Source organism: Streptomyces monticola (assembly GCF_042665355.1).
GTDB lineage: Bacteria > Actinomycetota > Actinomycetes > Streptomycetales > Streptomycetaceae > Streptomyces > Streptomyces monticola.
This window is the reverse complement of sequence record NZ_JBHTCF010000011.1, coordinates 77,685-99,824: the sequence shown is the minus strand read 5'-3', so window position 1 is coordinate 99,824 and position 22,140 is coordinate 77,685. Positions and strand designations below refer to the sequence as shown.

The window sequence follows — 22,140 nt, the reverse complement described above, 5'->3', positions numbered from 1 at the left end:
CCGTTCACACCAGGCCCAGCAGTCCGGCGATGCCGTGTGCTGTCGCGGCGGCCTTGGTGCCCTCGGCCGTGTTGTGCTCGGTGCCGTCATCGTCCACGGCGCCGAAGGTCTCCGCCGAGGAGACGACGTTCGCGGCGACGTTGAGGCCGTTGACGCTGATGTCTCCCATCAGCACCGCGGAACCCTTGGCGGACTCACCGGCGACCCGCCAGGCGTCGTTGGCCTCGTCGAGGGCCGAGCGGCCGATCCCGGAGAACCCGCCCTTGACGCCGTCCCAGGTCTTCGCGGCGAGGTTGGCCCCGTCGGCCGCGCCTTCGAAGCCCTCCTTGGCCGCGAGGCCCAAGGCCTTTCCGCCCGGAATCATGCCGACCGCGTCACCGGCGAGGGACGCGTAGGCGGAGAAGATCTCCATTCCGCTGCCCTGGAACATCAAGTTCTTTCTGAACTCGTCGTCCATGAGGTTCTTGCCCATGGACACGGCGCTCGCAGCAAGCGCGATGGGCGCCATGATCGGGGTCAGGACGGGAAAGAGTGCGAGCAGTCCGGCGATGGCACCAATGGTGCCCGCGTGGTCCGCCAGGAATTTGCCGACCGAGGCGAGGACGTCGCCGACGCTCTCCCAGAAGCCCTTGTCGGGAGCCTTCTCGGCCGTGCTCTCCAGCGCCTTGGCGACGATCTCGGCGTCGTCCGAGTGCTGGGACTCCAGTTCCTTGATCTTGCGGTTGATGTCCGAGTACTCGGCGTTGGCCTTGGTCACGGCCGCGGACGCCTCGTTGAGGCTCCGCTCGGCGGCCCGCATCCGGGCCGTGGCGGCGTCCGCTTCCGCCTGGCTGGGGTACTCCGGCGCGGGCCGCAGGTCCGGGTGGTCCGCGGCCTGGTTGTACTCGCTCCGCGCCTTGTCCGCCGCGGCCTTCTTCTCGCCGACCACCGCGTCGTACTTCTGCGCCAGTTCGCGGTTGGACGTCAGATGGCCGTCCCAGTTGTGCAGTTGGGCCGCGGCGCTGCGCAGCGCCGAGGCGGCCTTCTTGAGGTACTTCGGCAGGTCGCCCTCAAGGTTCTTGCGGAACTCCTCCGCCGCGTCCCCCTGCCAGTAGCTGCTCTCGGCGGTGAGTTTCGTCAGCTGCCGGTGGGTGTTCTCGAGCGCCGTCGAGGCCGCGGACACCTTCTTCTGCAGCTGCGCGACCTCGGAGGGTATGCCCGGTACGGGGTTGAAGCCGATGTTGGGGTACGGGTTCGCGGCCATTACTTACCGCCCCCGTCGCCACCGGAAGTGCTTTTCTCCGCGATCTGCTTGAGAGCCTTCTCCAAGGCCTCCTCGACCTCTTCGTAGCCCTTCTTGTTGGCCTTCACGCCCTCTTTGATCTCGTCGATCAGTTCCTTGGTCTTTTCGGACCCGTACTTCCACTCGTCCTGGAACTTGTCACAGGCCTCGTCGAGCCGGGGGGTGCCTATCTGGTCGGCGCGGACGTGATCCAGAGCGGACCGGGCCTCGTTCAGCTCGTCGACGCATCTCTCCAGATTTGTCAGGAACTGCTGAAGTTGCCCGATGTCCGTCTTGAAGTGATCCCCCATGGATCGGTTTCTCCCCTGTGTCCGCTACCGATGCATCACACGCAGATGTACGGGCCGTCTGGAGCCTCATCCGCACCATACATGCGATGTGGAAGCCTCCCGTCCGGGTGCCCGAGGGGGCCGGATCCGGACGGGAATCGACACGGAGCCGCTACCTGATCCGGACCGGATTGCTACGTCAGGAGGTCCCGGGCGATGTCCCGTACCGCCGCCATCGCCCGCCGCTGGAGTCCCGGCCCGAACGTGACCCGCGTCGCGCCGAGTTCGCCCAGTTCCCGTGGTGGCGGGGAGCCGGGGAGGGCGAGTGCGTTGAGGGGGGACGGGATGGCTGCGGCCAGGGTGGGGAGGTGCTCCGGCGGGGCCATGATCGGGTAGATGCCGTCGGCGCCGGCCTCGACGTAGAGACGGGCTCGCCCGATCGTTTCGTCCGGGTCCTTCATGCCTCGTACGTACGTGTCGACCCGCGCGTTCACGAACAGCGCGGGGCCCGCCGCCGCCCGCACCTCCGCCAGCCAGTCCGCGTGCCGGTGCGGGTCCTTGAGGCCGTCGGCGGTGGAGTCCTCCAGGTTCACGCCGACCGCGCCGGTGTCCTGGACACGGGCCACCAGGTCCTTGGGGGAGAGGCCGTAGCCGCCCTCCAGGTCCGCGGAGACGGGGACTCCGAACTCCGTCACCGCGCGGACGATACGCGTGACCGCGGCGAACATCTCGTCCGCGGGAGCCTCGCCGTCCGCGTACCCGAGCGACGCCGAGACCCCCGCGCTCGGCGTCGCGAGGGCCGCGAAGCCGGCCTCCGCGAACACCCGGGCGCTGGCCGCGTCCCAGGGGCCGGGAAGGACCAGCGGGTCACCGGGGGCGCGGTTCTGGTGCAGCGCCCGGAAAGTCGTCACGTCCACGCTGGGCCTCCTGGCTCGATACGGCGGCTGACCATGATCCGGTTCCAGCCGTTGACAGTGGTGATCACGCCGATGAGATGGGCGAGTTCGGGCTCGGTGAAGTGCCGCGCCGCCTCCTCGTACACCGCGTCCGGGACGAAGCCTCCCCCGGACTCCGTCCGGGAGGTGCCCCCGGTCAGGACCGTGACCGCCTCGGTGAGCGCGAGCGCCGCCCGCTCCCGTCCGGTGAAGCGGTCCGGCGCCTCCTCCCAGGCGGGCAGCTGGTCGAGGCGGGCCTCCGTCTCGCCGTTCTTGCGCGCCAGTTCCAGGTGCATGTCGAGGCAGAACGCGCAGCGGTTGAGCTGCGAGGCGCGGATCATGACGAGTTCGGCGAGCGCCGGGTCACCGAGGCCCTTCCTGGCGGCGGCGCCGACCGCGCGCATCGCGTCGCGCACCTCGGCGGAGAGCCTGGTGGTACGGGTGATTCGGGTGGTGCGGGTCGTGGTCATGGGTGGATCCTCAGTGCTTGGTCATGGGCGGATCCTCAGTGCTGGTGACCGGTCGGCTTGTAGTGGCCCGGGGTCATACGGGTCGTCACGCCGAACCGGTTCCAGGCGTTGATCGTGGTGATCGACGCGATCAGCTGGGCGAGTTCCGCCTCGTCGAAGTGCGCGGCGGCCTTCTCGTACACCGCGTCCGGGACGAAGCCATCCGTGAGGACCGTGACCGCCTCGGTCAGCTCGATCGCCGCGAGTTCCCGCTCCGTGTAGAAGTGCCGCGACTCCTCCCACGCGCTGAGCTGCACGATCCGCTCGACGGACTCGCCGGCCGCGAGCGCGTCCTTGGTGTGCATGTCGAGGCAGAACGCGCAGTGGTTGAGCTGCGAGGCGCGGATCTTGACCAGCTCGTAGACGACCGGGTCGACGCCCTTCTTGGCGGCCTTCTCCAGCTGGAGCATCGCCTTGTAGACCTCGGGTGCGTGCTTGGCCCACTCCATGCGCGGGGCCTGCTCGGGCGCGTATGTCCTGCTGACGGTGGCGGCGCTGTCCGTGGCGTTGCCGGAGGTGTTGTCGTTGTTCGTCATGGTCTCGACCCTACGAGCGAAGTAACCCAGATGTATGGTCCATTGGCATGGCGAGAACTTGGGCCACTTTGCCGGCCGGCGATCCCACGGGCAGCGGCGTCGACCTGCATGTGGAGGTCGGCGGCACATCGGGCGTACGCAAGGGCCTCACCGACGCGCTGCGCGAAGCGGTCCGCAGCGGCCGCCTCACCCCGGGCACCCGCCTGCCCTCCTCGCGCACCCTCGCCGTGGACCTCGGCATCGCCCGCAACACCGTCGCCGACGCCTACGCCGATCTGGTCGCCGAGGGCTGGCTCACCGCCCGGCAGGGCTCGGGGACCCGGGTCGCCGAACGCGCCGTGCCGAGCCCGGTGGCCGCCCCCACACCCCGCCGCCGGCCCGGACCGGCCGCGTACAGCCTGAGACCCGGCAGCCCCGACCTCGGCTCCTTCCCGCGCGCCGAGTGGCTCAAGGCCGCCCGCCGCGCCCTGGCCGACGCGCCCAACGAGGCCTTCGGATACGGCGACCCGCAGGGCCGCGTCGAACTGCGCACCGCGCTCGCCGGCTATCTGGCACGGGCCCGCGGCGTCTACGCGGAACCGGACCGCATCGTCATCTGCTCCGGCGTCGTGCACGGGCTCATGCTGCTCGCGAAGGTGCTGCGCGCCCGGCGCGTACGGGAGATCGCCGTGGAGTCGTACGGGCTGCATGTGCAGTGGCCCCGTCTCACCGAGGCGGGCCTGCGCCTTTCGGCCCTGCCGGTCGACGAACTCGGCGCCGACACCGGGGAGCTGGCGGCGAAACGGGTGGGCGCCGTGCTGCTCACGCCCGCCCATCAGTTCCCCACCGGCGTGCCGCTGTCCCCCGGACGGCGGGCGGCGGCCGTCGCCTGGGCGCGGGCGGGCGACGGCCTGATCATCGAGGACGACTACGACGGCGAGTTCCGCTACGACCGCCAGACCGTCGGCGCCCTGCAGGGCCTCGACCCCGACCGCGTCGTCTACCTGGGCACCGCCAGCAAGTCCCTCGCACCGGGGCTCCGGCTCGGCTGGATGGTGCTGCCCTCCTGGCTCGCGGCCCAAGTGGCCGAGGCCAAGGGGGAGTCGGACTGGGCGTGCGGGGTGACGGACCAGCTGACGCTCGCCGAGTTCCTCAACTCGGGGGCGTACGACCGCCATGTGCGCGCCGCCCGGCTCCGCTACCGGCGCCGCCGCGACCAGCTGGTGGCCGCCCTGGCCGAGCGCGCGCCCGGGGTGACGGTCAGCGGGATCGCCGCCGGGCTGCACGCCGTGGTCGAACTCCCCGACGGCACCGAGCAGTCCGCGATCCGCGCCGCCGCCTGGCACGGCCTGTCCGTGGCGGGACTCAGCGGCTTCCGCCACCCGGACGCGGTCACCCGCAGGTCCGACGCCCTGGTGGTGGGGTACGGGACACCGCCGGACCACGCCTGGGCGGGGGCGCTCGACGCACTGTGCGGGGCGCTGAGCCCTTAGCCGCCGGGGCCCTCGGCTGCCGGGCCCTCAGCTGCTGAGTCCCTCGGCTAGGGGGTGGTCGCGTGCTCCAGGTCCTCGGTGACCGGCGCCTCCCCGAACCGCGCGAGCGCCAACGCCCCCGCGACCGCCACCGCGAACCCCACGATCGCCAGCCACTCCAGGCCCTCGCGCGTACGGTCGCCGAGCCAGGCGACACCGACCAGGGCCGGGCCGATGGTCTCGCCGAGCACCAGGCCCGCGGTCGCCGTCGTCACCGAACCGCGCTGCAGTGCCGAGGTGAGCAGCAGGAAAGCGGCGCCGCCGCCGAGCAGCAGGGCGTACGCCGCCGGGTTGGTGAACAGCGCCTTCGGTGCGATGTCGTCGATGAGCCGGACGGCGACCTCGACCACACCGAAACCACAGCCCGCCCCGAGCCCGAGCAGCAGCGCCCGCGGCTTGTCCGGCAGCCGGCCGCCGACCGCGCCGGCCAGGAGCACGGCCACGGCGGTGCCGAGCATGGCGTACTTGAGCGCCGTCGACCCGGCCCTGTCGCCCTCGGCGCCGGAGGCGAGTCCGAGCATCGCGAGCCCGGCGACGACCACCCCGACCGCGCTCCACTCGACCCGGCTCAGCCGTACGTGCAGCAGACGCGCGGCGACCACCGCGGTCACGGCGAGGCTGGCGGCGAGCGCCGCCCCCACGGCGTAGATCGGAATCGACCTCAACGCGACGATCTGCAGCAGGAATCCGCAACCGTCGAGCGCCAGACCGACCAGATATCGCCACTGCCGCAGGGCGCGAAGAAGCAGCCCGGGGTCGACTCCGGACCCGGTGCCGGGCGCGATGGCGCGGGTGGCCGCCGCCTGCAGGACGGAGGCCGTACCGAAGCAGACCGCGGAACCGAGCGCGCAAATCATCCCAATGACCACGAACTGACTGTAGGTCACGTCAGTACGCGGGATCCGCTTGCGCCTTCGCGGGTGTCCTTCTCTACGCTGAACGCCGATCGCCGACGACAGCCGATCGACAGATGCACAGAGACACAACACGGACGTACATACGGGGGAGTGGCCGGAACATGACGACGACGGCAGCCGAATCAGCCAGCGCGACCGAGCCCGCGGCGACAGCCGAGCCCACAGCGACAGCCGGACCCGCCGCCGCCAGCCCGGCGTCGGCGCAAGCGTCGGGGCGCACAGCACGGCGGCTGCGCTCCAGCACCGTGATCCTCGGCGGCATGGGTGTGCTCGCCGCGGCCCTCAGCGCCTGTGGCTCCGAGCCCGACAAGCGCTGCGTGGACCCGCTGACACAGAAGAACCTGCCCAGCCGTGAGTGCAGGAGCGGCGGCAGCGGCTCGTACTACTACGGGGGCAGCTCCAAGGGCGGCCGGGTCGAAGGCGGCAGCTTCAACAAGTCGTCCGTGGACCGGGGCGGCTTCGGCTGCTCGTCCTCCAGCGGCGGCTGAGCGGCGGTCCGACTGTCATGGAACGCCGCACCATCGAGCCCCGCGACGGCTGGCAGGCAACCGTCGAGGAACAGGGCCTCATCTACCCCCTCACCCGCTACCCGGACGACTCCCTGCGCCCCTACTGGGACGAGTCCGCCCACTATGTCTTCTCCCTTCCCGAGGTCGAGGCGCTCGAAGAGGTCGTCGAGGAACTGCACGCCATGTGCCTGGCCGCGGCCGCGCATATCGTCGAGCACAACCGCTTCGCCGATCTCGGCATCACCGATCCGCGGCTGGCCGCTCTGGTCGCCGAGTCCTGGCGGCGCCGCGCCGAACTCCCTTCTGTCTACGGCCGGTTCGATCTGCGCTACGACGGCACCGGCCCGGCGAAGATGCTCGAGTACAACGCCGACACCCCCACCTCCCTCGTCGAGGCCGCCAGCCCGCAGTGGTTCTGGATGGAGGAGCGCTTCCCCGGCGCCGACCAGTGGAACTCACTGCACGAGCGTCTGGTCGACGCCTGGAAGAAGCAGGCCGCGCTGCTCCCGCTGGGCAGTCCGCTGTACTTCGCGCACTCCACGGGCGATGAACTCGGCGAGGACCTGATGACGGTCGCCTATCTGCGCGAGACCGCCGAGCAGGCCGGTCTCGACACCGAGGCCATCGCCATGGAGGACATCGGCTGGGACAGCCTCACCGGCCGCTTCGTCGACGAGAAACTCCGCTTCATCCGCAGCTGCTTCAAGCTCTATCCGTGGGAGTGGCTTGCGAGCGACCGCTTCGGACCGCATGTCCAGGAGACCCTCGACAACGGCGGCGGCACCGGCTCCACCCTCTGGATCGAACCTGCCTGGAAGATGCTCCTTTCCAACAAGGCGCTCCTGGCCATCCTCTGGGAACTGCACCCGGGCCACCCGAATCTCCTGCCCGCCTACCTCGACGGCCCCCGCGAACTGGCCGCGACCACCGGCTATGTCGCCAAGCCCCTGCTCGGCCGCGAGGGCGCCGGCGTCACGGTGCACGAGCCGGGCGCGGAGCCGGTCGTCCGCGACGACGAGCCCTGCTGCTATCAGGAGCTCGCCCCGCTGCCCGACTTCGACGGCAACCGTGTCGTCCTTGGCGCCTGGGTGGTGGAGGACGAGGCGGCGGGCCTGGGCATCCGGGAGTCGGCGGGCCTCATCACCGATGAATACGCCCGCTTCCTCCCGCATGTGATCCTCTGACCCCTGGGTCTGGGGGAGCGGCTACGCCCCGAGGACTTCCCGGAGCTGGTCGAGGCCCCAGTCCAGATCCTCCTTGCTGATCACCAGGGGCGGGGCGATACGGATGGTCGAGCCGTGGGTGTCCTTCACGAGGACGCCCCGGTCCATCAGCTTCTCGGAGATCTCCCGTCCCGAGCCGAACGACGGGTCGATGTCGACGCCCGCCCACAGGCCGCGCCCGCGCACCTCACGGACGCTGCCGCCGCCCGTGAGGAGGCCGAGCTCATGGTGCAGATGCTCACCCAACTCCGTGGCCCGCTGCTGGTATTCACCGGTCTTCAGCATCGCGATGACCTCGAGCGCGACCGCACAGGCCAGGGGGTTGCCGCCGAATGTCGAACCGTGCTCACCCGGTCGGTAGACCCCGAGCACATCCGCCGAGGCGACCACCGCCGACACCGGCACGACGCCGCCGCCGAGCGCCTTCCCCAGGACGTACATATCGGGCACGACGCCCTCGTGCTCACACGCGAAGGTCTTTCCGGTACGGCCGAGGCCGGACTGGATCTCGTCCGCGATGAACAGCACACCCCGCTCCCGGGTCAGCTCCCGCACCCCCGCCAGATAGCCCGGCGGCGGCACGAGTACCCCGGCCTCGCCCTGGATCGGCTCGATGAGCACCGCCACGGTGTGCTCGTCGACCGCGGCCCGCATCGCCTCCAGATCGCCGTACGGAACGATCTCGAAGCCCGGTGTGTATGGACCGAAGTCGGCCCGTGCCTCCTGGTCCGTCGAGAAGCTCACGATCGTGGTGGTACGGCCGTGGAAGTTGTCCGCCGCGACCACGATCTTCGCCAGGCCGTCGGGGACGCCCTTGACGCGGTAACCCCACTTCCTGGCGGTCTTCACGGCGGTCTCCACCGCCTCCGCCCCGGTGTTCATCGGCAGCACCATCTCCTTGCCGCACAGCTCGGCGAGCTGGGTGCAGAAGTCGGCGAAGCGGTCGTGGTGGAAGGCCCGTGAGGTCAGCGTCACCCGCTCCAGCTGGGCTTTCGCGGCGTCGATCAGGCGGCGGTTGCCGTGCCCGAAGTTGAGCGCCGAGTATCCGGCGAGCATGTCGAGATAGCGGCGGCCCTCGACATCGGTCATCCAGGCGCCCTCAGCGGTGGCGACCACCACGGGCAGCGGGTGGTAGTTGTGCGCGCTGTGGGCGTCCGCGGAGGTGATGGCCTCTTCTGTACGGGACACGGGATCTCCGTTCGTCGTGAAGCATGGGCGGCGGGGTGTCACCCCCCATGCCTATCGTCGCTCGCATGCCGGACGGAGAAACCTCGCCCGTCACACACGCCGGTAAGGTGAGCAGCGGGCCGTGACTGGCGCGCTGAGATGGGGTCAACCATCGGGGAGCGGCTCGTGAACTGTGTGCCGTGCGCCTGGGCCGTACCGAGAACGACACGTGAACTCGTCCGGAGGTCCCCATGCCAGAGTCTTCGTCCACCGCTTCCACTGCCGCCACCGCTTCCACCGCCTTTCGTAGTGCTCTTGATGTGATCCGTGAGGTCGAGCCCCGGGTCGCGGACGCGATCGGCCAGGAGCTCGCCGACCAGCGCGAGATGCTCAAGCTGATCGCCAGCGAGAACTACGCCTCCCCGGCGACCCTCCTCGCCATGGGCAACTGGTTCAGCGACAAGTACGCCGAGGGCACCATCGGCCGCCGCTTCTATGCCGGCTGCCGCAATGTCGACACGGTCGAGGCACTCGCCGCCGAGCACGCCCGCGAACTCTTCGGTGCCCGGCACGCCTACGCCCAGCCGCACTCCGGTATCGACGCCAATCTGGTCGCCTTCTGGGCCGTCCTCGCCCAGCGTGTGGAGGCCCCCGCCCTGGAGAAGGCCGGTGCCCGCCAGGTCAACGACCTGTCCGAGGCCGACTGGGCCCAGCTCCGGCGCGACCTGGGCAATCAGCGCATGCTCGGTATGTCCCTGGACGCGGGCGGCCACCTCACCCACGGCTTCCGGCCCAATATCTCGGGCAAGATGTTCGACCAGCGCAGCTATGGCACCGACCCGGCCACCGGCCTGCTCGACTATGACGCCCTGCGCGCCACCGCCCGTGAGTTCAAGCCTCTGGTGATCGTGGCCGGTTACTCCGCCTATCCGCGGCTGGTGAACTTCCGGCTGATGCGGGAGATCGCCGATGAGGTGGGCGCGACCTTGATGGTCGATATGGCGCACTTCGCGGGTCTGGTCGCGGGCAAGGTGCTGACCGGCGACTTCGACCCGGTGCCGCACGCCCAGATCGTGACCACCACCACCCATAAGTCGCTGCGCGGACCTCGCGGCGGCATGGTCCTGTGTGACGACTCCCTCAAGGACCAGGTCGACCGTGGCTGCCCGATGGTGCTCGGCGGCCCCCTTCCCCATGTCATGGCGGCCAAGGCGGTGGCGCTCGCCGAGGCCGGCCGTCCCTCCTTCCGTGAGTACGCGCACCAGGTCGTCGACAACTCCCGTGCCCTGGCGGAGGGGTTGATGCGCCGTGGCGCCACGCTGGTCACCGGCGGCAGCGACAACCACCTCAATCTGATCGATGTCGCCTCCTCCTATGGCCTCACCGGCCGTCAGGCCGAGGCCGCGCTCCTTGCCTCGGGTGTCGTCACCAACCGCAACGCCATCCCGGCCGACCCGAACGGCGCTTGGTACACCTCCGGCATTCGCATCGGCACCCCCGCCCTGACCACCCGTGGTCTCGGGACGCGGGAGATGGACGAGATCGCCGGTCTCATCGACACGGTGCTCACCTCCACCAAGCCGGGCACGACCAGCAAGGGCACTCCTTCCAAGGCCCAGCACGTCCTGGACGACAAGACCGCGGACGAGGTCGCTCAGCGGGCGAACGACCTGCTCAGCGGCTTCCCGCTCTACCCGGGCATCGACCTCACCTGAGCGTCCCCGATACCCGGTAACCGGTAACCGGTAACCGATACCGATGGCCGTGGCCCCGTGTCAGGAGTCGATCAGTTCCTGACGCGGGCCCGGCTCCTTTGTCTCCGCCCGGGAGCGCAACCTCGCGGGTATGTGCGGGAGTTGGCGGAAGGCCGGGGCGAGGCCGAGGGTCAGGGCGACTCCGCCGCCGAGACCGCCTATCGCCCACCACCAGGCGGGGAAGTCATCGCCCGCGGTGGTGGTCGTGTCCATGGCCGTCGTCGGTGAGCTGTCCTGTTCCTCGGTGCCGGTGCCGGTGCCGGTGTTGGTGCCCGTGCCGGTGTTGGTGCTGCCCGTGCCTGCCTTCGCCCTGCCCATGACGCCGAGGTCCTTCAGCACCAGGAGCAGTTCTTCGGGTTCTTCGGCTTTGTGCCAGAAGCCTGTGGTGTCGCGTTCGGGGTTGTTCCGGGTGTGGATCCAGACCGGGCCGGCCTCTTCGGCCGCCTTCTTGTCCGCCTTCTTGTCGGCCTTCTCGTCCGGCGGGGTCGTGTAGATCTGGTTGTGGCGCCAGGGAACCGTGTCATGAGCCAGCCAGGTCACATTGATCATGTGGGAGCTCTCCATGGCCCGCTCCAGGCCCGGGGGCTCCCGGTTGCTCCCCTCGGTCAAGCCGCGCAGCAAATCCTCCAGTTCGGTATAGCGGTCGTCGGTGCTGTACAGGGCTGCTGCCTGCCGGCTTGTCGGTGAGGCGATCAGCACGCTGGTGGATCCGCCGGCCACGGCGGCCGGGGCGCCGGGCAGGGACAGGGCGAGCAGTGCCGCTGATGCTCCGAGGAGTGCGGCGACTTTTCTTTCCGTGCGCATCCGTTCCCCCAGTCGTCGGCGGTACGGCTCCTCCGTACCGATTCACTCCTGGTACACCGCTCGGCCCGCCCGGGTTCCCAACTAGCCCGAAGAATCTCTGGATTGCCCGGAATCCGTGGCCGGTGCGGTGCGGGTGGACCTGGCGATGCCGACCGCTCGCTCGCGTGAGGCCTCGCCCTCGAGGCGTGCCGTCAGCTCGGGGCGCGGTGACCACAGCAGGGTCGGGCCCGCCGGGCGTTCCGCCCGCTGCCAGCGCTCGCCGCTGTCGTCGGTCATCCAGAACGTCAGCCGGTGCGGTTCGGCGAACCACAGGGCAGTGCCTTCGGCGCCGCCGTCGAGCGTGAGGTACTCGGGGTAGACGCGGACCGTCTTGCCGAAGGCGGGGTCCAGGCGGGCCGGGAACTCGTCCATGCGTATCACCCCGCCGCGCTCGCGCCAGCACAGGCTGATCACGGAACGGCCGGCCGGGCCCGTCGTGACCGAGATGCTGTCGGGGGAGCCGAGCCGAGCCGGGAAGACCGGGGTGAAACCGGCCCGGCGGGCCGCGTCCGCAAGCCCCACTGGCGTACCGCAGCCGGGCACGGGGCTGCGGGGTGGCGCAGGGGCCTGCGGGTCGTAGCGCACCTCGACGCCGCCGAAGCCGAAGAAGTCGATCACCGCGGCGCGTACCGGGGGAGTGAGTGCCAGGACCGTCAGCGTCCCGCAGGCGGCGGCGACCAGCCTCCGCCAGTGCCGCCGCACCCAGAGGCGCAGCCGCTCGCGCCGACGGGGAGGAGCGGGGGCGGGGGGCGCCGTGGCCTCGGCGAGCAGCTGCCCGATGACCCGCTCGGCCATCGTCTCGCCGTCCACGTCCGGCATCCGCAGGCTCCGGCCCAGTTCCCGCAGCTCCTCGGCCAGCCGTGCGTCATCGGTCACCTGCGTGTCTTCGGTCACCTGCGTGTCCTCGCCCAAGTGCGCGTCCCCGCACGGCCGTTCGCCTGCTCCGGGCCGCGCATCGTCGCGCGCGCGACCGTCCTCACTGGACCGAGTGTGCTCGCTGGACCGAGCATCTCCGCCGGCCCGAGCGTGCTCGTTGGCCCGAGCGTCCTCACTGGCCCGAGCGTCTCCGCCGGACCGGGCGTCCCCGCTGGACCAAGAGTCCTTGCTCACCCGAGCGCCTTCGTCCGACTCTCCGCCGGCCGCACCGCCTGCGCCGCCCCGGCCATCGGAGCCGCGTCCCCAGCCATCGGAGCCGCGCCCCCGGCAGCCGGAGCCGCGCTCGCCTCCACCACCAGGGCCCCGGCCGTCACCGGAGTCGTCCCCGCTGCCGGGGCCGCCCCCGCCCGGCTCGCTCCGTTCCTCTTCCTCCCGGTCGTCACTCATGTCGTCCACCTCCCTCCTCCTCTCCGGGCCCGGGCAGCAGGCGTCCGAGCTTCTTCAGTGCGCGGTTGAGGCGGGACTTCACCGTGCCGCGCGGCCAGCCGAGGGCCTCGGCCGTCTCCGCCTCGCCCATCTCCAGGAGATAGCGGTACGTGACGACCAGGCGGTGGTCCTCGCTCAGCCGGGCGAGGGCGGTCAGCAGGGCCGCGCGCCGCTCCTCCGCCAGGGCTGCGACCGCCGGGTCCGCCGACTCCGGTATCAGCGGCTCGGCACCGAGCAGGCCGGCCTCACGGCCGGCGGCCGCTCTCAGGCGGCCGGCCGATCGCACTGTGTTCCTCGTCTCATTGGCGACGATCTGCAGCAGCCAGGGCCGGAACGACGCACCGTCCCTGAACCGCTCCAAGGTGCGGTACGCCTTGAAGAAGGCCTGCTGCACCACGTCCTCCGCGTCCGCCCCCGCGCCGAGCGCCACCGCGGCCCGCAGCGCGACCGGGGTGTGGGCGCGCACCAGCTCCGCGTACGCCTCCGCCTCCCCGGAGCGCACGCGCTCGATCACCGCGGCATCGTCGACGACGGTGTCCCCCTCCCGCGTCCTCACACCTTTGATACACCGCTCGCCGCCGCCGGGTTCCCACTTCTCTCCCCCGGATCACGGCCGGGCTCTCTCCCCCCGGATCACGGCCGGGCTCTCTCCCCCGGATCACGGCCGGGCCCTGCCCGTCCGCCCACCCTCCCGATACCCTCCCGATCCAGCCCCGTACTGACCTGTTCCTGACCTGTTCCTGACTTGTGTGCCGCACCTGAGAGAATGAGGGACATGGCCTCTGACCGTCCTCGCGTACTCTCCGGAATCCAGCCGACCGCCGGCTCGTTCCACCTCGGCAACTACCTCGGCGCCGTCCGCCAGTGGGTGGCCCTGCAGGAGACCCACGACGCCTTCTACATGGTCGTCGACCTGCACGCGATCACCGTTCCGCAGGACCCCGCCGAGCTGCGCGCCAACACCAGGCTCGCGGCCGCCCAGCTGCTCGCCGCCGGTCTCGATCCGGAGCGCTGCACGCTGTTCGTCCAGAGCCATGTACCCGAGCACGCCCAGCTCGCCTGGATCATGAACTGCCTCACCGGCTTCGGCGAGGCGTCCCGCATGACCCAGTTCAAGGACAAGTCCGCGAAGCAGGGTGCGGACCGGGCCTCCGTCGGCCTGTTCACGTACCCGATCCTGCAGGTCGCCGACATCCTCCTGTACCAGGCCAACGAGGTTCCGGTCGGCGAGGACCAGCGCCAGCACATCGAGCTCACCCGTGACCTCGCCGAGCGCTTCAACAGCCGCCTGGGCGCGACGTTCACGGTCCCGAAGCCGTACATCCTCAAGGAGACGGCGAAGATCTTCGATCTGCAGGACCCGTCGATCAAGATGAGCAAGTCGGCCTCCACGCCGAAGGGCTTGATCAATCTGCTCGACGAGCCCAAGGCGACGGCCAAGAAGGTCAAGAGCGCCGTCACCGACACCGACACGGTGATCCGGTACGACGCGCAGGCCAAACCGGGTGTCAGCAACCTGCTGTCGATCTACTCCACGCTGACCGGAACGGGAATTCCGGAACTGGAGGAGAAGTACGCCGGCAAGGGCTACGGTGCGCTGAAGACCGACCTGGCCGAGGTCATGGTCGAGTTCGTGACTCCGTTCCGTGAGCGTACGCAGGCGTACCTCGACGACCCGGAGACGCTGGACTCGATCCTGGCCAAGGGCGCGGAGAAGGCCCGGTCCGTCGCGGCGGAGACGCTCGCCGCCGCGTACGACAAGGTCGGCTTCGTCCCCGCGAAGCACTGACCGGCGCACTGTCCGGCGCATCGGCCGGCGCCGGACAGGACGAGGACCGAGCCGATGAGCAGCGGTCGCCCGAGCCACGGACGAAGGACCCTGGCCGGGCGGGCGATGCGCCCGACACACTGGCAGCCCCTGCCGGTCACATGACGGAGGAGAACGACGTGGGGACCGTAACGCTCGGCGTTTCGATCGCGGTCCCGGAGCCTCACGGCAGCCTGCTCCAGGAGCGGCGCGCGGGCTTCGGCGACACCGCGGCGCACGGAATTCCCACGCACGTCACGCTGCTGCCGCCGACCGAGGTCGACTCGGCCCTGCTGCCCGCGATCGAGGCGCATCTGGCGGAGGTCGCGGCCGCGGGCCGCCCGTTCCCCATGCGCCTCTCCGGCACCGGTACGTTCCGTCCGCTGTCGCCCGTCGTGTTCGTGCGGGTGGCCGAGGGCGCCGAGGCCTGTACGTGGCTGCAGAAGCAGGTGCGGGACGCCTCCGGCCCCGTCGCGCGGGAGCTGCAGTTCCCGTACCACCCGCATGTCACGGTGGCGCACGGCATCTCCGACGCGGCGATGGACCGGGCGTACGAAGAGCTGCGGGAGTACGCCGCCGAGTGGTCCTGCACCGGATTCGCGCTCTATGAGCAGGGCGCGGACGGCATCTGGCGCAAGCTGCGCGAGTTCGCCTTCGGTTCGACGACCGTGCCGCCGCAGGCCGGGGCGCAGGAGTCCCGGGGCACGCTGCCCACGCGCTGAGCCCCCTCTCCGCGCGTGCCCACTCCCGGGCAACCCCCGACCTATAGCGGCGACTTATACCGGCGCACTTATACCGGCAGTTTGCGGAACACCGGCCGCGGCACATGCCGTAGGGCGGACATGACGATGCGCAGGGCGCCCGGTACCCACACGGTCTCCGAGCGGCGCCGCAGGCCCGTCTCGATGGCCGCGGCGACCGCGTCGGGGGTGGTGGCGAGGGGGGCCTCGGTCATTCCGGCGGTCATTTTGGAGCGGACGAAGCCGGGGCGGACCACCATCACATGGACGCCGGTGGTGTGCAGGGCGTCGCCGAGGCCCTGGGCGAAGGCGTCGAGGCCGGCTTTGCTGGAGCCGTAGATGTAGTTGGCGCGTCGGGCGCGTTCGCCGGCGACGGAGGACAGGACGACGAGGGAGCCGTGGCCCTGGTTTTTCAGGGCGTTGGCGCATACCAGGCCGGCGGAGACCGCGCCGGTGTAGTTGGTCTGCGCGACCCGTACCGCGGCCAGTGGCTGGTCCTCGTCGTGTTGCTGGTCGCCGAGGATGCCGAAGGCGAGCAGGACCATGTCGATGTCGCCTTCGGCGAAGACCTTGCCCAGGGCCATCTCGTGGGTGGCGGAGTCGAGGGCGTCGAAGGCGACGGTGCGGGCGTCGGCGCCCATGTCGCGCAGCTGCGCGGCGGCCGCTTCGAGGGCCGGTGAGGGGCGGCCCGCGAGCCAGACGGTGCGGGTGCGGCGGGCGACGAGGCGGCGGGCGGTGGCGAGGCCGATCTCGGAGCTGCCGCCGAGGACGAGCAGGGACTGCGGGGTGCCGAAGGCGTCCTTCATGGTGCTGTCTCCTAGAGGTTCAGGCGGCGGGCGAGGTCCGAGGTGAACACGGTGTGGGGGTCCAACTCGGCGCGCAGGGCGCGGAATTCATCGAGGCGGGGATACATGGCGGCGAGCAGTTCGGGCCGTAGCCGGGAGTCTTTGGCGAGGTAGATCCGGCCGTCGGCCGCGGCTACTTCTTCGTCGAGTTCGTCGAGAAAGGGGCCAAGGCCCGGCAGGTTCGCGGGGATGTCCAGGGCGAGGGTCCAGCCCGGCACCGGGAAGGAGAGCCAGCCGGAGTCGCCGGGGCCGAAGCGTTTGAGTACGGCGAGGAAGGAGGGGCAGCGCCGTGTGGAGATACGGCGCACGATGCGGCGCAGGGCCTCTTCTTGGCCGTAGCCGAGGGCGAATTGGTATTGCACGAAGCCGCTGCGGCCGTAGATGCGGTTCCAGTGCGGTACGCCGTCCAGGGGGTGGAAGAAGGTGGAGATCTTCTGCAGTTCCCCGGCACGCGCGCGGGGTGCCTTGCGGTACCAGAGTTCGTTGAACAGGCCGACCGAGTGGCGGCCGAGCAGGCCTTCGGGGACGAAGGCGGGCGCGGGCGGCAGTTGGCCGGGCCGGAACCGCAGCGGGGTCCTGCGCGCGCGTGCGGGCAGGGCGTCCAGGGGTGCGTGGTCGCCGCGGGTGAGGACCGAGCGGCCCATGGCGCGGCCGCGGGCGAGCAGATCGATCCAGGCGACCGAGTAGCGGTAGTGGTGATCGGTGGCGGTCAGGCGGGCCATCAAGTCGTCCAGGTCGGTGGCGCGTTCGGTGTCGACCGTCATCAACGAGGTCTCCACGGGCAGCAGTTCAACGGTCGCGGACAGGATCACTCCGGTCAGGCCCATACCGCCCGCGGTCGCGTCGAACAGCGGAGTGCCGCGGGCCACCGTGCGCACCGCCCCGTCCGCGGTCAGCAGCTCCAGGGAGGCCACATGCCGGGAGAACGCCCCCGAGACGTGGTGGTTCTTGCCGTGGATGTCCGCGCCGATCGCGCCGCCGACCGTCACATAGCGGGTGCCGGGGGTCACCGGCACGAACCAGCCCAGCGGAAGCAGCACTTCCATGAGCCGGTGCAGACTCACACCCGCATCACAGACCACCGTGCCCGCGACCACATCGATACTGCGGATCCGGTCCAGCCCGGTCATGTCCCAGACAGCACCACCCGCGTTCTGCGCCGCATCCCCATAGGCACGCCCCAGCCCGCGGGCGATGCCGCCGCGCGCCCCGCAGTCACGGACGGCCGCGGCCGCCTCCTCATACGAACGAGGGCGAACCAGACGGGCCGTGGTCGGCGCGGTGCCGCCCCAGCCGGTGACGAAGGCCAGGGCCGCACCGGAATCCGGGGCCGCACCGGAATCCGGGGCGGAACCAGCGCCCGGGGCGGCGGTGGCAGCAGGGGCGGAATCAGGACCGGCAGCGGGGCCGGCCGCAGGACCGGAACTGGAGCCGGAAACAGGACCGGAAGCGGAGTCGACAGCCATGTCGGCGACGGTATCTCCCCATATGGCCGTATTCGGGGACCCCGGAAAGCGCGATGAATCCCCTCACCAGAATGGGTGATTGAGGGAGTGTCGCCCAATATTGCCGTAGTTCTTGCCTTATTTGCCAGAAGAGTTATTTGCGGCATAAGGGAAAAACCGGTCACAGGCATGGGAGACCACATGCACGACATGGACCGCAGACTGCTGGCGGCGATGCGGGACTGCGGCGGCGACCGGCGCGTGGCGGCCGCCGCCCGCGCCTTGTCCTTCAGCGGCGAACACGGCGCCCTGTGGCTCGCCGCCGGGCTCACCGGGGCCATGCTCGACCGTGAGCGGCGCGGCGCCTGGCTGCGCGCCACCGCCCTGACCGCGGCGGCCCATCTGGCCAGCATGGGCGTCAAGCGCGTGGTGCGTCGCCCGCGCCCGGACGCCGAGCCCCTGGTGCGCACCGCGGGCCGGCACTCCTTCCCCAGCTCACACGCCACGTCGGCCGCGGCTGCCGCCGTCGTCTACGGCGCCCTGCGCCCGGCCGGAGCCCGTCTCGTACCGCCGCTCGCGGCTGCGATGTGTGTATCGCGCCTGGTTGTGGGCGTGCACTACCCGAGCGATGTCGCGGCCGGCGCCGCACTCGGCGCGCTCACCGCCCGTCTGGGCACCCCCTGGGCGATCAACGGAGGCAACCATGGCTGAGCGCACCGCACTTCTGGACCAGGGACAGGGAAAGGACCAGGGGCAGGGACAGGACCAGGGGCAGGGGCAGGAACAGAGGCAGGGAAAGGCCCGTTCCGCCACCGGGGGCAAGGGCCCGGGCCCGATCAGCCTGCCGCTCGGTCTGCTCAAGACCGCGCGGCCCCGGCAGTGGGTCAAGAACGTCCTGGTGGTGGCCGCTCCGGCGGCCGCGGGGGAGCTCTTCGCGCGTGACACCTTCGCCCAACTGGCCGTGGTGTTCGCGCTGTTCACGGCCGCCGCGGCCGCGGTCTACCTGATCAACGACGCCCGGGACGCCGAGGCCGACCGCGCCCATCCGCAGAAGTGTCACCGCCCGGTCGCCGCAGGACAGGTCCCGGTGCCCGTCGCCTACGCCGCCGGAGGCCTTCTCGCGGTCCTCGCCCCGACCGCCGCGGCGTTCCTGTGCACCCCGATGACCTCGGCCCTCCTGACCGGGTACGTCGGCATGCAACTCGCGTACTGCATCAGCCTCAAGCACGTCCTCGTCGTCGACCTCGTCGTGGTCACCACCGGCTTCCTGATGCGGGCGATGATCGGCGGCGTGGCGCTCGGGATCCCGCTGTCCCGCTGGTTCCTGATCACCACCGGCTTCGGCGCGCTGTTCATGGTGGCGGCCAAGCGCTACTCGGAAGCCGTGCACATGGAGGGCAAAAACGGCGCCACGCGCGCGTTGCTCACGGAATACACCACCGGCTACCTCCGGTTCGTCTGGCAGCTCGCGGCCGGCGTCGCGGTACTCGCGTACTGCCTGTGGGCGATGGAGTCCGGGGGTGTCGCGGACGCGGCGCTGCTGCCGTGGCGGCAGCTGTCGATGGTGGCCTTCATCCTCACGGTGCTGCGCTACGCGGTCTTCGCCGACCGGGGCAGCGCGGGTGCGCCGGAGGACGTCGTACTCAAGGACCGGCCCCTCGCGCTGATCGCCCTGGTGTGGCTCGCGATGTACGGCCTAGCGGTCGCCGACCTGTGAGCGCCACCCGCGGCACCCATGGCACCCACGGCACCCACGGCACCTCCGCCACTCGCGGTACCTCCGCCACCCGCGTCACCCGCTCCGAGCTGACCGGCTTCGCCGCCGCGGGCCTGTGTGCCTACGCCGCCGACCTGGCCCTCTTCGTATGGCTGCGCGGCCCCATGGACTGGGACCCGCTGACCGCCAAGGCGGCCGGTTTCGTGGCGGGTTGCACCGTGGCGTACGCGGGCAACGCGCTCGGCACCTACCGGAGCAGGACCGCCGAGGTGTCCCGGCTGCGGCAGTACGCGGTGTTCTTCGCGGTGAACATCGCGGGTGCCCTGGTCCAGCTGCTGTGTCTTGCCTTCTCCCACTACGGCCTCGGCCTCACCTCCCAGCGCGCCGACACCGTGTCAGGGGCGGGAGTGGGCATGGTGCTCGCGACTGCCCTGCGCTTCTGGGGTACTCGAACCCTGGTCTTCAGGGGGACGGGTGAAGCGCCGAAGACCAGGGAGGGGACTTTCGTCACGGAGGATTTCTCCTCTAACAAGGGCAGACAAAGATCATGGACTGGCTGAAGAAACTGCCCGTCATCGGGCCGCTCGTCACTCGCCTGATGACCACGCACGCCTGGCGTTCCTACGAGAGGCTCGACGGCGCGCACTGGTCACGCCTCGCCGCGGCCATGACCTTCACCAGCTTCCTGGCGCTCTTCCCGCTGCTGACCGTCGCCGCCGCCGTGGCCGCGGCGACGCTGAGCAAGCAACAGCAGCATGATCTCCAGGAGCGGATCAGCAAGCAGGTACCGGGGATCTCCGACCAGCTCGACCTCAACGCCCTGGTGCAGAACGCCGGCACGGTCGGCCTGGTCGCGGGCGCCCTGCTGCTGTTCACCGGTATCAGCTGGGTCGGCTCGATAAGGGAGTGCCTGCGGGTCGTCTGGGAGAAGGAAGAGGAGGAGGAGAACCCCTTCCTGCGCAAGCTCAAGGACGCCGGGGTGCTCCTCGGGCTCGGCGCGATCGGTCTGGCCTCGCTCGCGGCCTCGGCCGTCGGCAACACCGCCGTCGTCTGGCTGACCCGGCAGCTGGGCATCGCCGAGGAGAGCTGGGTCGGCTGGCCGCTGCTCGCCGCGGTGTTCTCGCTCGCCGTACTCGCCGACTTCCTGATCCTGCTCTACGTCCTCACGCTGCTGCCCGGCGTCCATCCGCAGCGGCGCCGTCTGGTGGTCGCCGCACTGATCGGCGCCGTCGGTTTCGAGCTGCTGAAGGCACTGCTCGGCGGCTATATGAAGGGCGTCGCCGCGAAGTCGATGTACGGCGCCTTCGGGGTCCCGGTGGCGTTGCTCCTGTGGATCAACTTCACCGCGAAACTGCTGCTGTTCTGCGCCGCGTGGACGGCCACGCCCAGCAAGGACGCGGAGACGGCGGATACGGCCGAGGGGGCCGCGGAGCCGGCTGGCGACTTCACGGCCCCCTCGGAGGAAAAGGGCGGGACCGGCGGTCTCAGCGGCGGGGCAGCCGCCGCACCAGGCCGGGCAGCGGCCAGCGGCGGTTGACGAGGAACACCCCGGCGCCGATCAGCGCGAGGGCCGCACCGGTGATCGCGAGGGCGATGCCGATACCGCTCGACTCCTCGTCGGCGGCGGCCTTCTGCAGCGCGGCGCCGCCGCTCTTGGCGGGCGCCGGGGCGCCCTTGGCGTCGCTGCCGTGGCCCTTCGGCGGCACCAGCTCACCGACCGGGGCGACCTTGCCCGAGGCCGCGAAGCCCCAGTCGAGCAGCCGTGCCGTCTCCTTGTAGACGGCCATGTGCTCGTCCGAGTCGGGGTTCATGACGGTGACGAGCAGCACCTTGCCGTTGCGCTCGGCGACCCCGGTGAAGGTGGTGCCCGCGTTGGTGGTGGAGCCGTTCTTGACGCCCGCGATGCCCTTGTACGGGGTGACGCCGTCGGCGCCAGTGAGGAGCCGGTTGGTGCTCTGGATGTCGAAGGACTCGCGCTTCTTGCCCTTGCGCTCGCCGGGGAACTTGGCCGTCGCGGTGCCGGCGTACTCCCGGAAGTCCTTCTTCTGCATGCCCGAGCGCGCGAACAGCGTGAGGTCGTACGCCGAGGAGACCTGGCCCGCGGCGTCGTAGCCGTCCGGGCTGACCACATGGGTGTCGAGTGCCTGCAGCTCCTCGGCGTGCTGCTGCATGTCCTTGACGGTCTTGTCGACGCCGCCGTTCATATGGGACAGGACGTGCACGGCGTCGTTGCCGGAGCACAGGAAGACGCCGAGCCAGAGATCGTGCACCGAGTAGGTCTGGTTCTCCTTGACGCCGACGAGGCTGCTGCCCGCGCCGATGCCCCTCAGCTCGGCGTCCTCGACCTTGTGCTCCAGGGTCTTCGGGAACTTCGGCAGAACCGTATCTGCGAAGAGCATCTTCATGGTGCTCGCCGGGGGCAGCCGCCAGTGCGCGTTGTGCGCGGCGAGCACATCACCGGACTCGGCGTCCGTCACGATCCACGAGCGGGCCGAGACGTCCTTGGGCAGGACGGGGGCGCCGTTCTTGAGATCGACCTGGGTGCCCGCCTTGCCGAGCTGGGTGCCGCCGACCGTCGACATCGAGGCGGGCGGCTTCGGCTTGTCCGGCTTGCCGCCGGGTTTGTCATCGGCAAGGGCGGGCGCCGTGGCAGAAATGGTCAGCAAAGTGGCGGAAACAACCGCTACCGCGGTCGCTCTCTGAAGAGATGCAGTCAAGGCAGGCACGGTCAGGAAAGTACAGGGGTTTCGGCCACCCTCGCGCCGCGGG

23 protein-coding genes and 1 riboswitch are annotated in these 22,140 nt (G+C 70.5%); of the genes, 10 read left to right on the top strand and 13 right to left on the bottom strand.

Features of this window, described 5'->3' with window-relative positions; translation table 11 throughout:
• Nucleotides 1–4 precede the first annotated feature (4 nt).
• The 5 genes from ACFQVC_RS24500 to ACFQVC_RS24480 form a co-directional block, all read right to left on the bottom strand.
• A complete protein-coding gene (locus tag ACFQVC_RS24500; RefSeq protein WP_381834206.1) occupies nucleotides 5–1,243 on the bottom strand; it encodes a putative T7SS-secreted protein in 1,239 nt (412 codons plus the stop codon).
• Complete coding sequence (locus ACFQVC_RS24495; RefSeq protein WP_381834203.1) at nucleotides 1,243–1,572, bottom strand: hypothetical protein; 330 nt, start codon at nucleotides 1,570–1,572, stop codon at nucleotides 1,243–1,245. The genes ACFQVC_RS24500 and ACFQVC_RS24495 overlap by 1 nt, the downstream gene beginning before the upstream one ends.
• Nucleotides 1,573–1,745: 173 nt before the next feature.
• The gene (locus ACFQVC_RS24490) at nucleotides 1,746–2,468 is read right to left on the bottom strand and encodes an isocitrate lyase/PEP mutase family protein (RefSeq protein ID WP_381834200.1); all 723 of its coding nucleotides are present in this window, start codon (nucleotides 2,466–2,468) and stop codon (nucleotides 1,746–1,748) included.
• Nucleotides 2,459–2,956, bottom strand: a complete 498-nt coding sequence (locus tag ACFQVC_RS24485) for a carboxymuconolactone decarboxylase family protein (protein ID WP_381834197.1) — start codon at nucleotides 2,954–2,956, stop codon at nucleotides 2,459–2,461. The genes ACFQVC_RS24490 and ACFQVC_RS24485 overlap by 10 nt, the downstream gene beginning before the upstream one ends.
• A 35-nt stretch (nucleotides 2,957–2,991) precedes the next feature.
• A complete protein-coding gene (locus ACFQVC_RS24480; protein WP_381834740.1) occupies nucleotides 2,992–3,444 on the bottom strand; it encodes a carboxymuconolactone decarboxylase family protein in 453 nt (150 codons plus the stop codon).
• 134 nt (nucleotides 3,445–3,578) lie between these two features.
• On the opposite strand from ACFQVC_RS24480, the gene pdxR reads away from it, so the two are divergent.
• Nucleotides 3,579–5,003, top strand: coding sequence for a MocR-like pyridoxine biosynthesis transcription factor PdxR (pdxR, locus tag ACFQVC_RS24475; RefSeq protein ID WP_381834194.1), 1,425 nt, complete (start codon nucleotides 3,579–3,581; stop codon nucleotides 5,001–5,003).
• 47 nt (nucleotides 5,004–5,050) lie between these two features.
• Here pdxR and ACFQVC_RS24470 read toward each other — a convergent pair whose 3' ends face one another.
• Entirely contained in the window at nucleotides 5,051–5,899 is an 849-nt protein-coding gene (locus ACFQVC_RS24470; RefSeq protein WP_381834738.1) for a DMT family protein, read from the bottom strand.
• A gap of 320 nt (nucleotides 5,900–6,219) precedes the next feature.
• On the opposite strand from ACFQVC_RS24470, the gene ACFQVC_RS24465 reads away from it, so the two are divergent.
• Both ACFQVC_RS24465 and ACFQVC_RS24460 read left to right on the top strand, forming a co-directional pair.
• Entirely contained in the window at nucleotides 6,220–6,447 is a 228-nt protein-coding gene (locus ACFQVC_RS24465) for a hypothetical protein (protein WP_381834736.1), read from the top strand.
• 17 nt (nucleotides 6,448–6,464) lie between these two features.
• Nucleotides 6,465–7,652 (top strand): glutathionylspermidine synthase family protein, encoded by a 1,188-nt coding sequence (locus ACFQVC_RS24460; RefSeq protein WP_381834191.1) that lies wholly within the window; start codon nucleotides 6,465–6,467, stop codon nucleotides 7,650–7,652.
• 21 nt (nucleotides 7,653–7,673) lie between these two features.
• Here the strand turns inward: ACFQVC_RS24460 and rocD are convergent, their stop codons facing one another.
• A complete protein-coding gene (rocD, locus tag ACFQVC_RS24455; RefSeq protein WP_381834189.1) occupies nucleotides 7,674–8,879 on the bottom strand; it encodes an ornithine--oxo-acid transaminase in 1,206 nt (401 codons plus the stop codon).
• A 111-nt stretch (nucleotides 8,880–8,990) separates the two neighbouring features.
• Nucleotides 8,991–9,077, top strand: a riboswitch (ZMP/ZTP riboswitch).
• A gap of 32 nt (nucleotides 9,078–9,109) precedes the next feature.
• Between rocD and ACFQVC_RS24450 the strand changes: the two genes are divergently transcribed.
• Nucleotides 9,110–10,573, top strand: a complete 1,464-nt coding sequence (locus tag ACFQVC_RS24450; RefSeq protein WP_381834186.1) for a glycine hydroxymethyltransferase — start codon at nucleotides 9,110–9,112, stop codon at nucleotides 10,571–10,573.
• A 60-nt stretch (nucleotides 10,574–10,633) separates the two neighbouring features.
• Here the strand turns inward: ACFQVC_RS24450 and ACFQVC_RS24445 are convergent, their stop codons facing one another.
• The 3 genes from ACFQVC_RS24445 to ACFQVC_RS24435 all read right to left on the bottom strand — a co-directional run bounded on the left by ACFQVC_RS24445 (nucleotide 10,634) and on the right by ACFQVC_RS24435 (nucleotide 13,373).
• The gene (locus ACFQVC_RS24445; protein ID WP_381834183.1) at nucleotides 10,634–11,416 is read right to left on the bottom strand and encodes a hypothetical protein; all 783 of its coding nucleotides are present in this window, start codon (nucleotides 11,414–11,416) and stop codon (nucleotides 10,634–10,636) included.
• Nucleotides 11,417–11,497: 81 nt separating this feature from the next.
• On the bottom strand, nucleotides 11,498–12,349 hold the full coding sequence (locus ACFQVC_RS24440; protein ID WP_381834181.1) for a hypothetical protein: 852 nt from the start codon (nucleotides 12,347–12,349) through the stop codon (nucleotides 11,498–11,500).
• Nucleotides 12,350–12,770: 421 nt separating this feature from the next.
• Complete coding sequence (locus ACFQVC_RS24435) at nucleotides 12,771–13,373, bottom strand: RNA polymerase sigma factor (protein WP_381834178.1); 603 nt, start codon at nucleotides 13,371–13,373, stop codon at nucleotides 12,771–12,773.
• Nucleotides 13,374–13,592: 219 nt separating this feature from the next.
• Here ACFQVC_RS24435 and trpS point away from each other — a divergent pair, with 219 nt between their 5' ends.
• Nucleotides 13,593–14,606 (top strand): tryptophan--tRNA ligase, encoded by a 1,014-nt coding sequence (gene trpS, locus ACFQVC_RS24430; RefSeq protein WP_381834175.1) that lies wholly within the window; start codon nucleotides 13,593–13,595, stop codon nucleotides 14,604–14,606.
• A gap of 158 nt (nucleotides 14,607–14,764) precedes the next feature.
• The gene (locus ACFQVC_RS24425; RefSeq protein WP_381834172.1) at nucleotides 14,765–15,346 is read left to right on the top strand and encodes a 2'-5' RNA ligase family protein; all 582 of its coding nucleotides are present in this window, start codon (nucleotides 14,765–14,767) and stop codon (nucleotides 15,344–15,346) included.
• A 68-nt stretch (nucleotides 15,347–15,414) separates the two neighbouring features.
• Here ACFQVC_RS24425 and ACFQVC_RS24420 read toward each other — a convergent pair whose 3' ends face one another.
• Entirely contained in the window at nucleotides 15,415–16,170 is a 756-nt protein-coding gene (locus ACFQVC_RS24420) for a decaprenylphospho-beta-D-erythro-pentofuranosid-2-ulose 2-reductase (RefSeq protein WP_381834170.1), read from the bottom strand.
• An 11-nt stretch (nucleotides 16,171–16,181) separates the two neighbouring features.
• Nucleotides 16,182–17,675 carry an FAD-binding protein gene (locus ACFQVC_RS24415; RefSeq protein ID WP_381834167.1) on the bottom strand — a complete coding sequence of 498 codons (1,494 nt, stop codon included), beginning with the start codon at nucleotides 17,673–17,675 and terminating at the stop codon, nucleotides 16,182–16,184.
• Nucleotides 17,676–17,855: 180 nt separating this feature from the next.
• Here ACFQVC_RS24415 and ACFQVC_RS24410 point away from each other — a divergent pair, with 180 nt between their 5' ends.
• From ACFQVC_RS24410 to ACFQVC_RS24395, 4 genes are all read left to right on the top strand, one after another.
• Entirely contained in the window at nucleotides 17,856–18,365 is a 510-nt protein-coding gene (locus ACFQVC_RS24410; protein WP_381834165.1) for a phosphatase PAP2 family protein, read from the top strand.
• Nucleotides 18,358–19,371 (top strand): decaprenyl-phosphate phosphoribosyltransferase, encoded by a 1,014-nt coding sequence (locus ACFQVC_RS24405; protein ID WP_381834162.1) that lies wholly within the window; start codon nucleotides 18,358–18,360, stop codon nucleotides 19,369–19,371. The genes ACFQVC_RS24410 and ACFQVC_RS24405 overlap by 8 nt, the downstream gene beginning before the upstream one ends.
• An 89-nt stretch (nucleotides 19,372–19,460) precedes the next feature.
• On the top strand, nucleotides 19,461–19,931 hold the full coding sequence (locus ACFQVC_RS24400; RefSeq protein ID WP_381834734.1) for a GtrA family protein: 471 nt from the start codon (nucleotides 19,461–19,463) through the stop codon (nucleotides 19,929–19,931).
• A complete protein-coding gene (locus ACFQVC_RS24395; RefSeq protein ID WP_381834160.1) occupies nucleotides 19,919–20,908 on the top strand; it encodes a YihY/virulence factor BrkB family protein in 990 nt (329 codons plus the stop codon). The genes ACFQVC_RS24400 and ACFQVC_RS24395 overlap by 13 nt, the downstream gene beginning before the upstream one ends.
• Here the strand turns inward: ACFQVC_RS24395 and ACFQVC_RS24390 are convergent.
• A complete protein-coding gene (locus ACFQVC_RS24390) occupies nucleotides 20,856–22,037 on the bottom strand; it encodes a D-alanyl-D-alanine carboxypeptidase family protein (protein WP_381834157.1) in 1,182 nt (393 codons plus the stop codon). The genes ACFQVC_RS24395 and ACFQVC_RS24390 overlap by 53 nt on opposite strands.
• Nucleotides 22,038–22,140 lie beyond the last annotated feature (103 nt).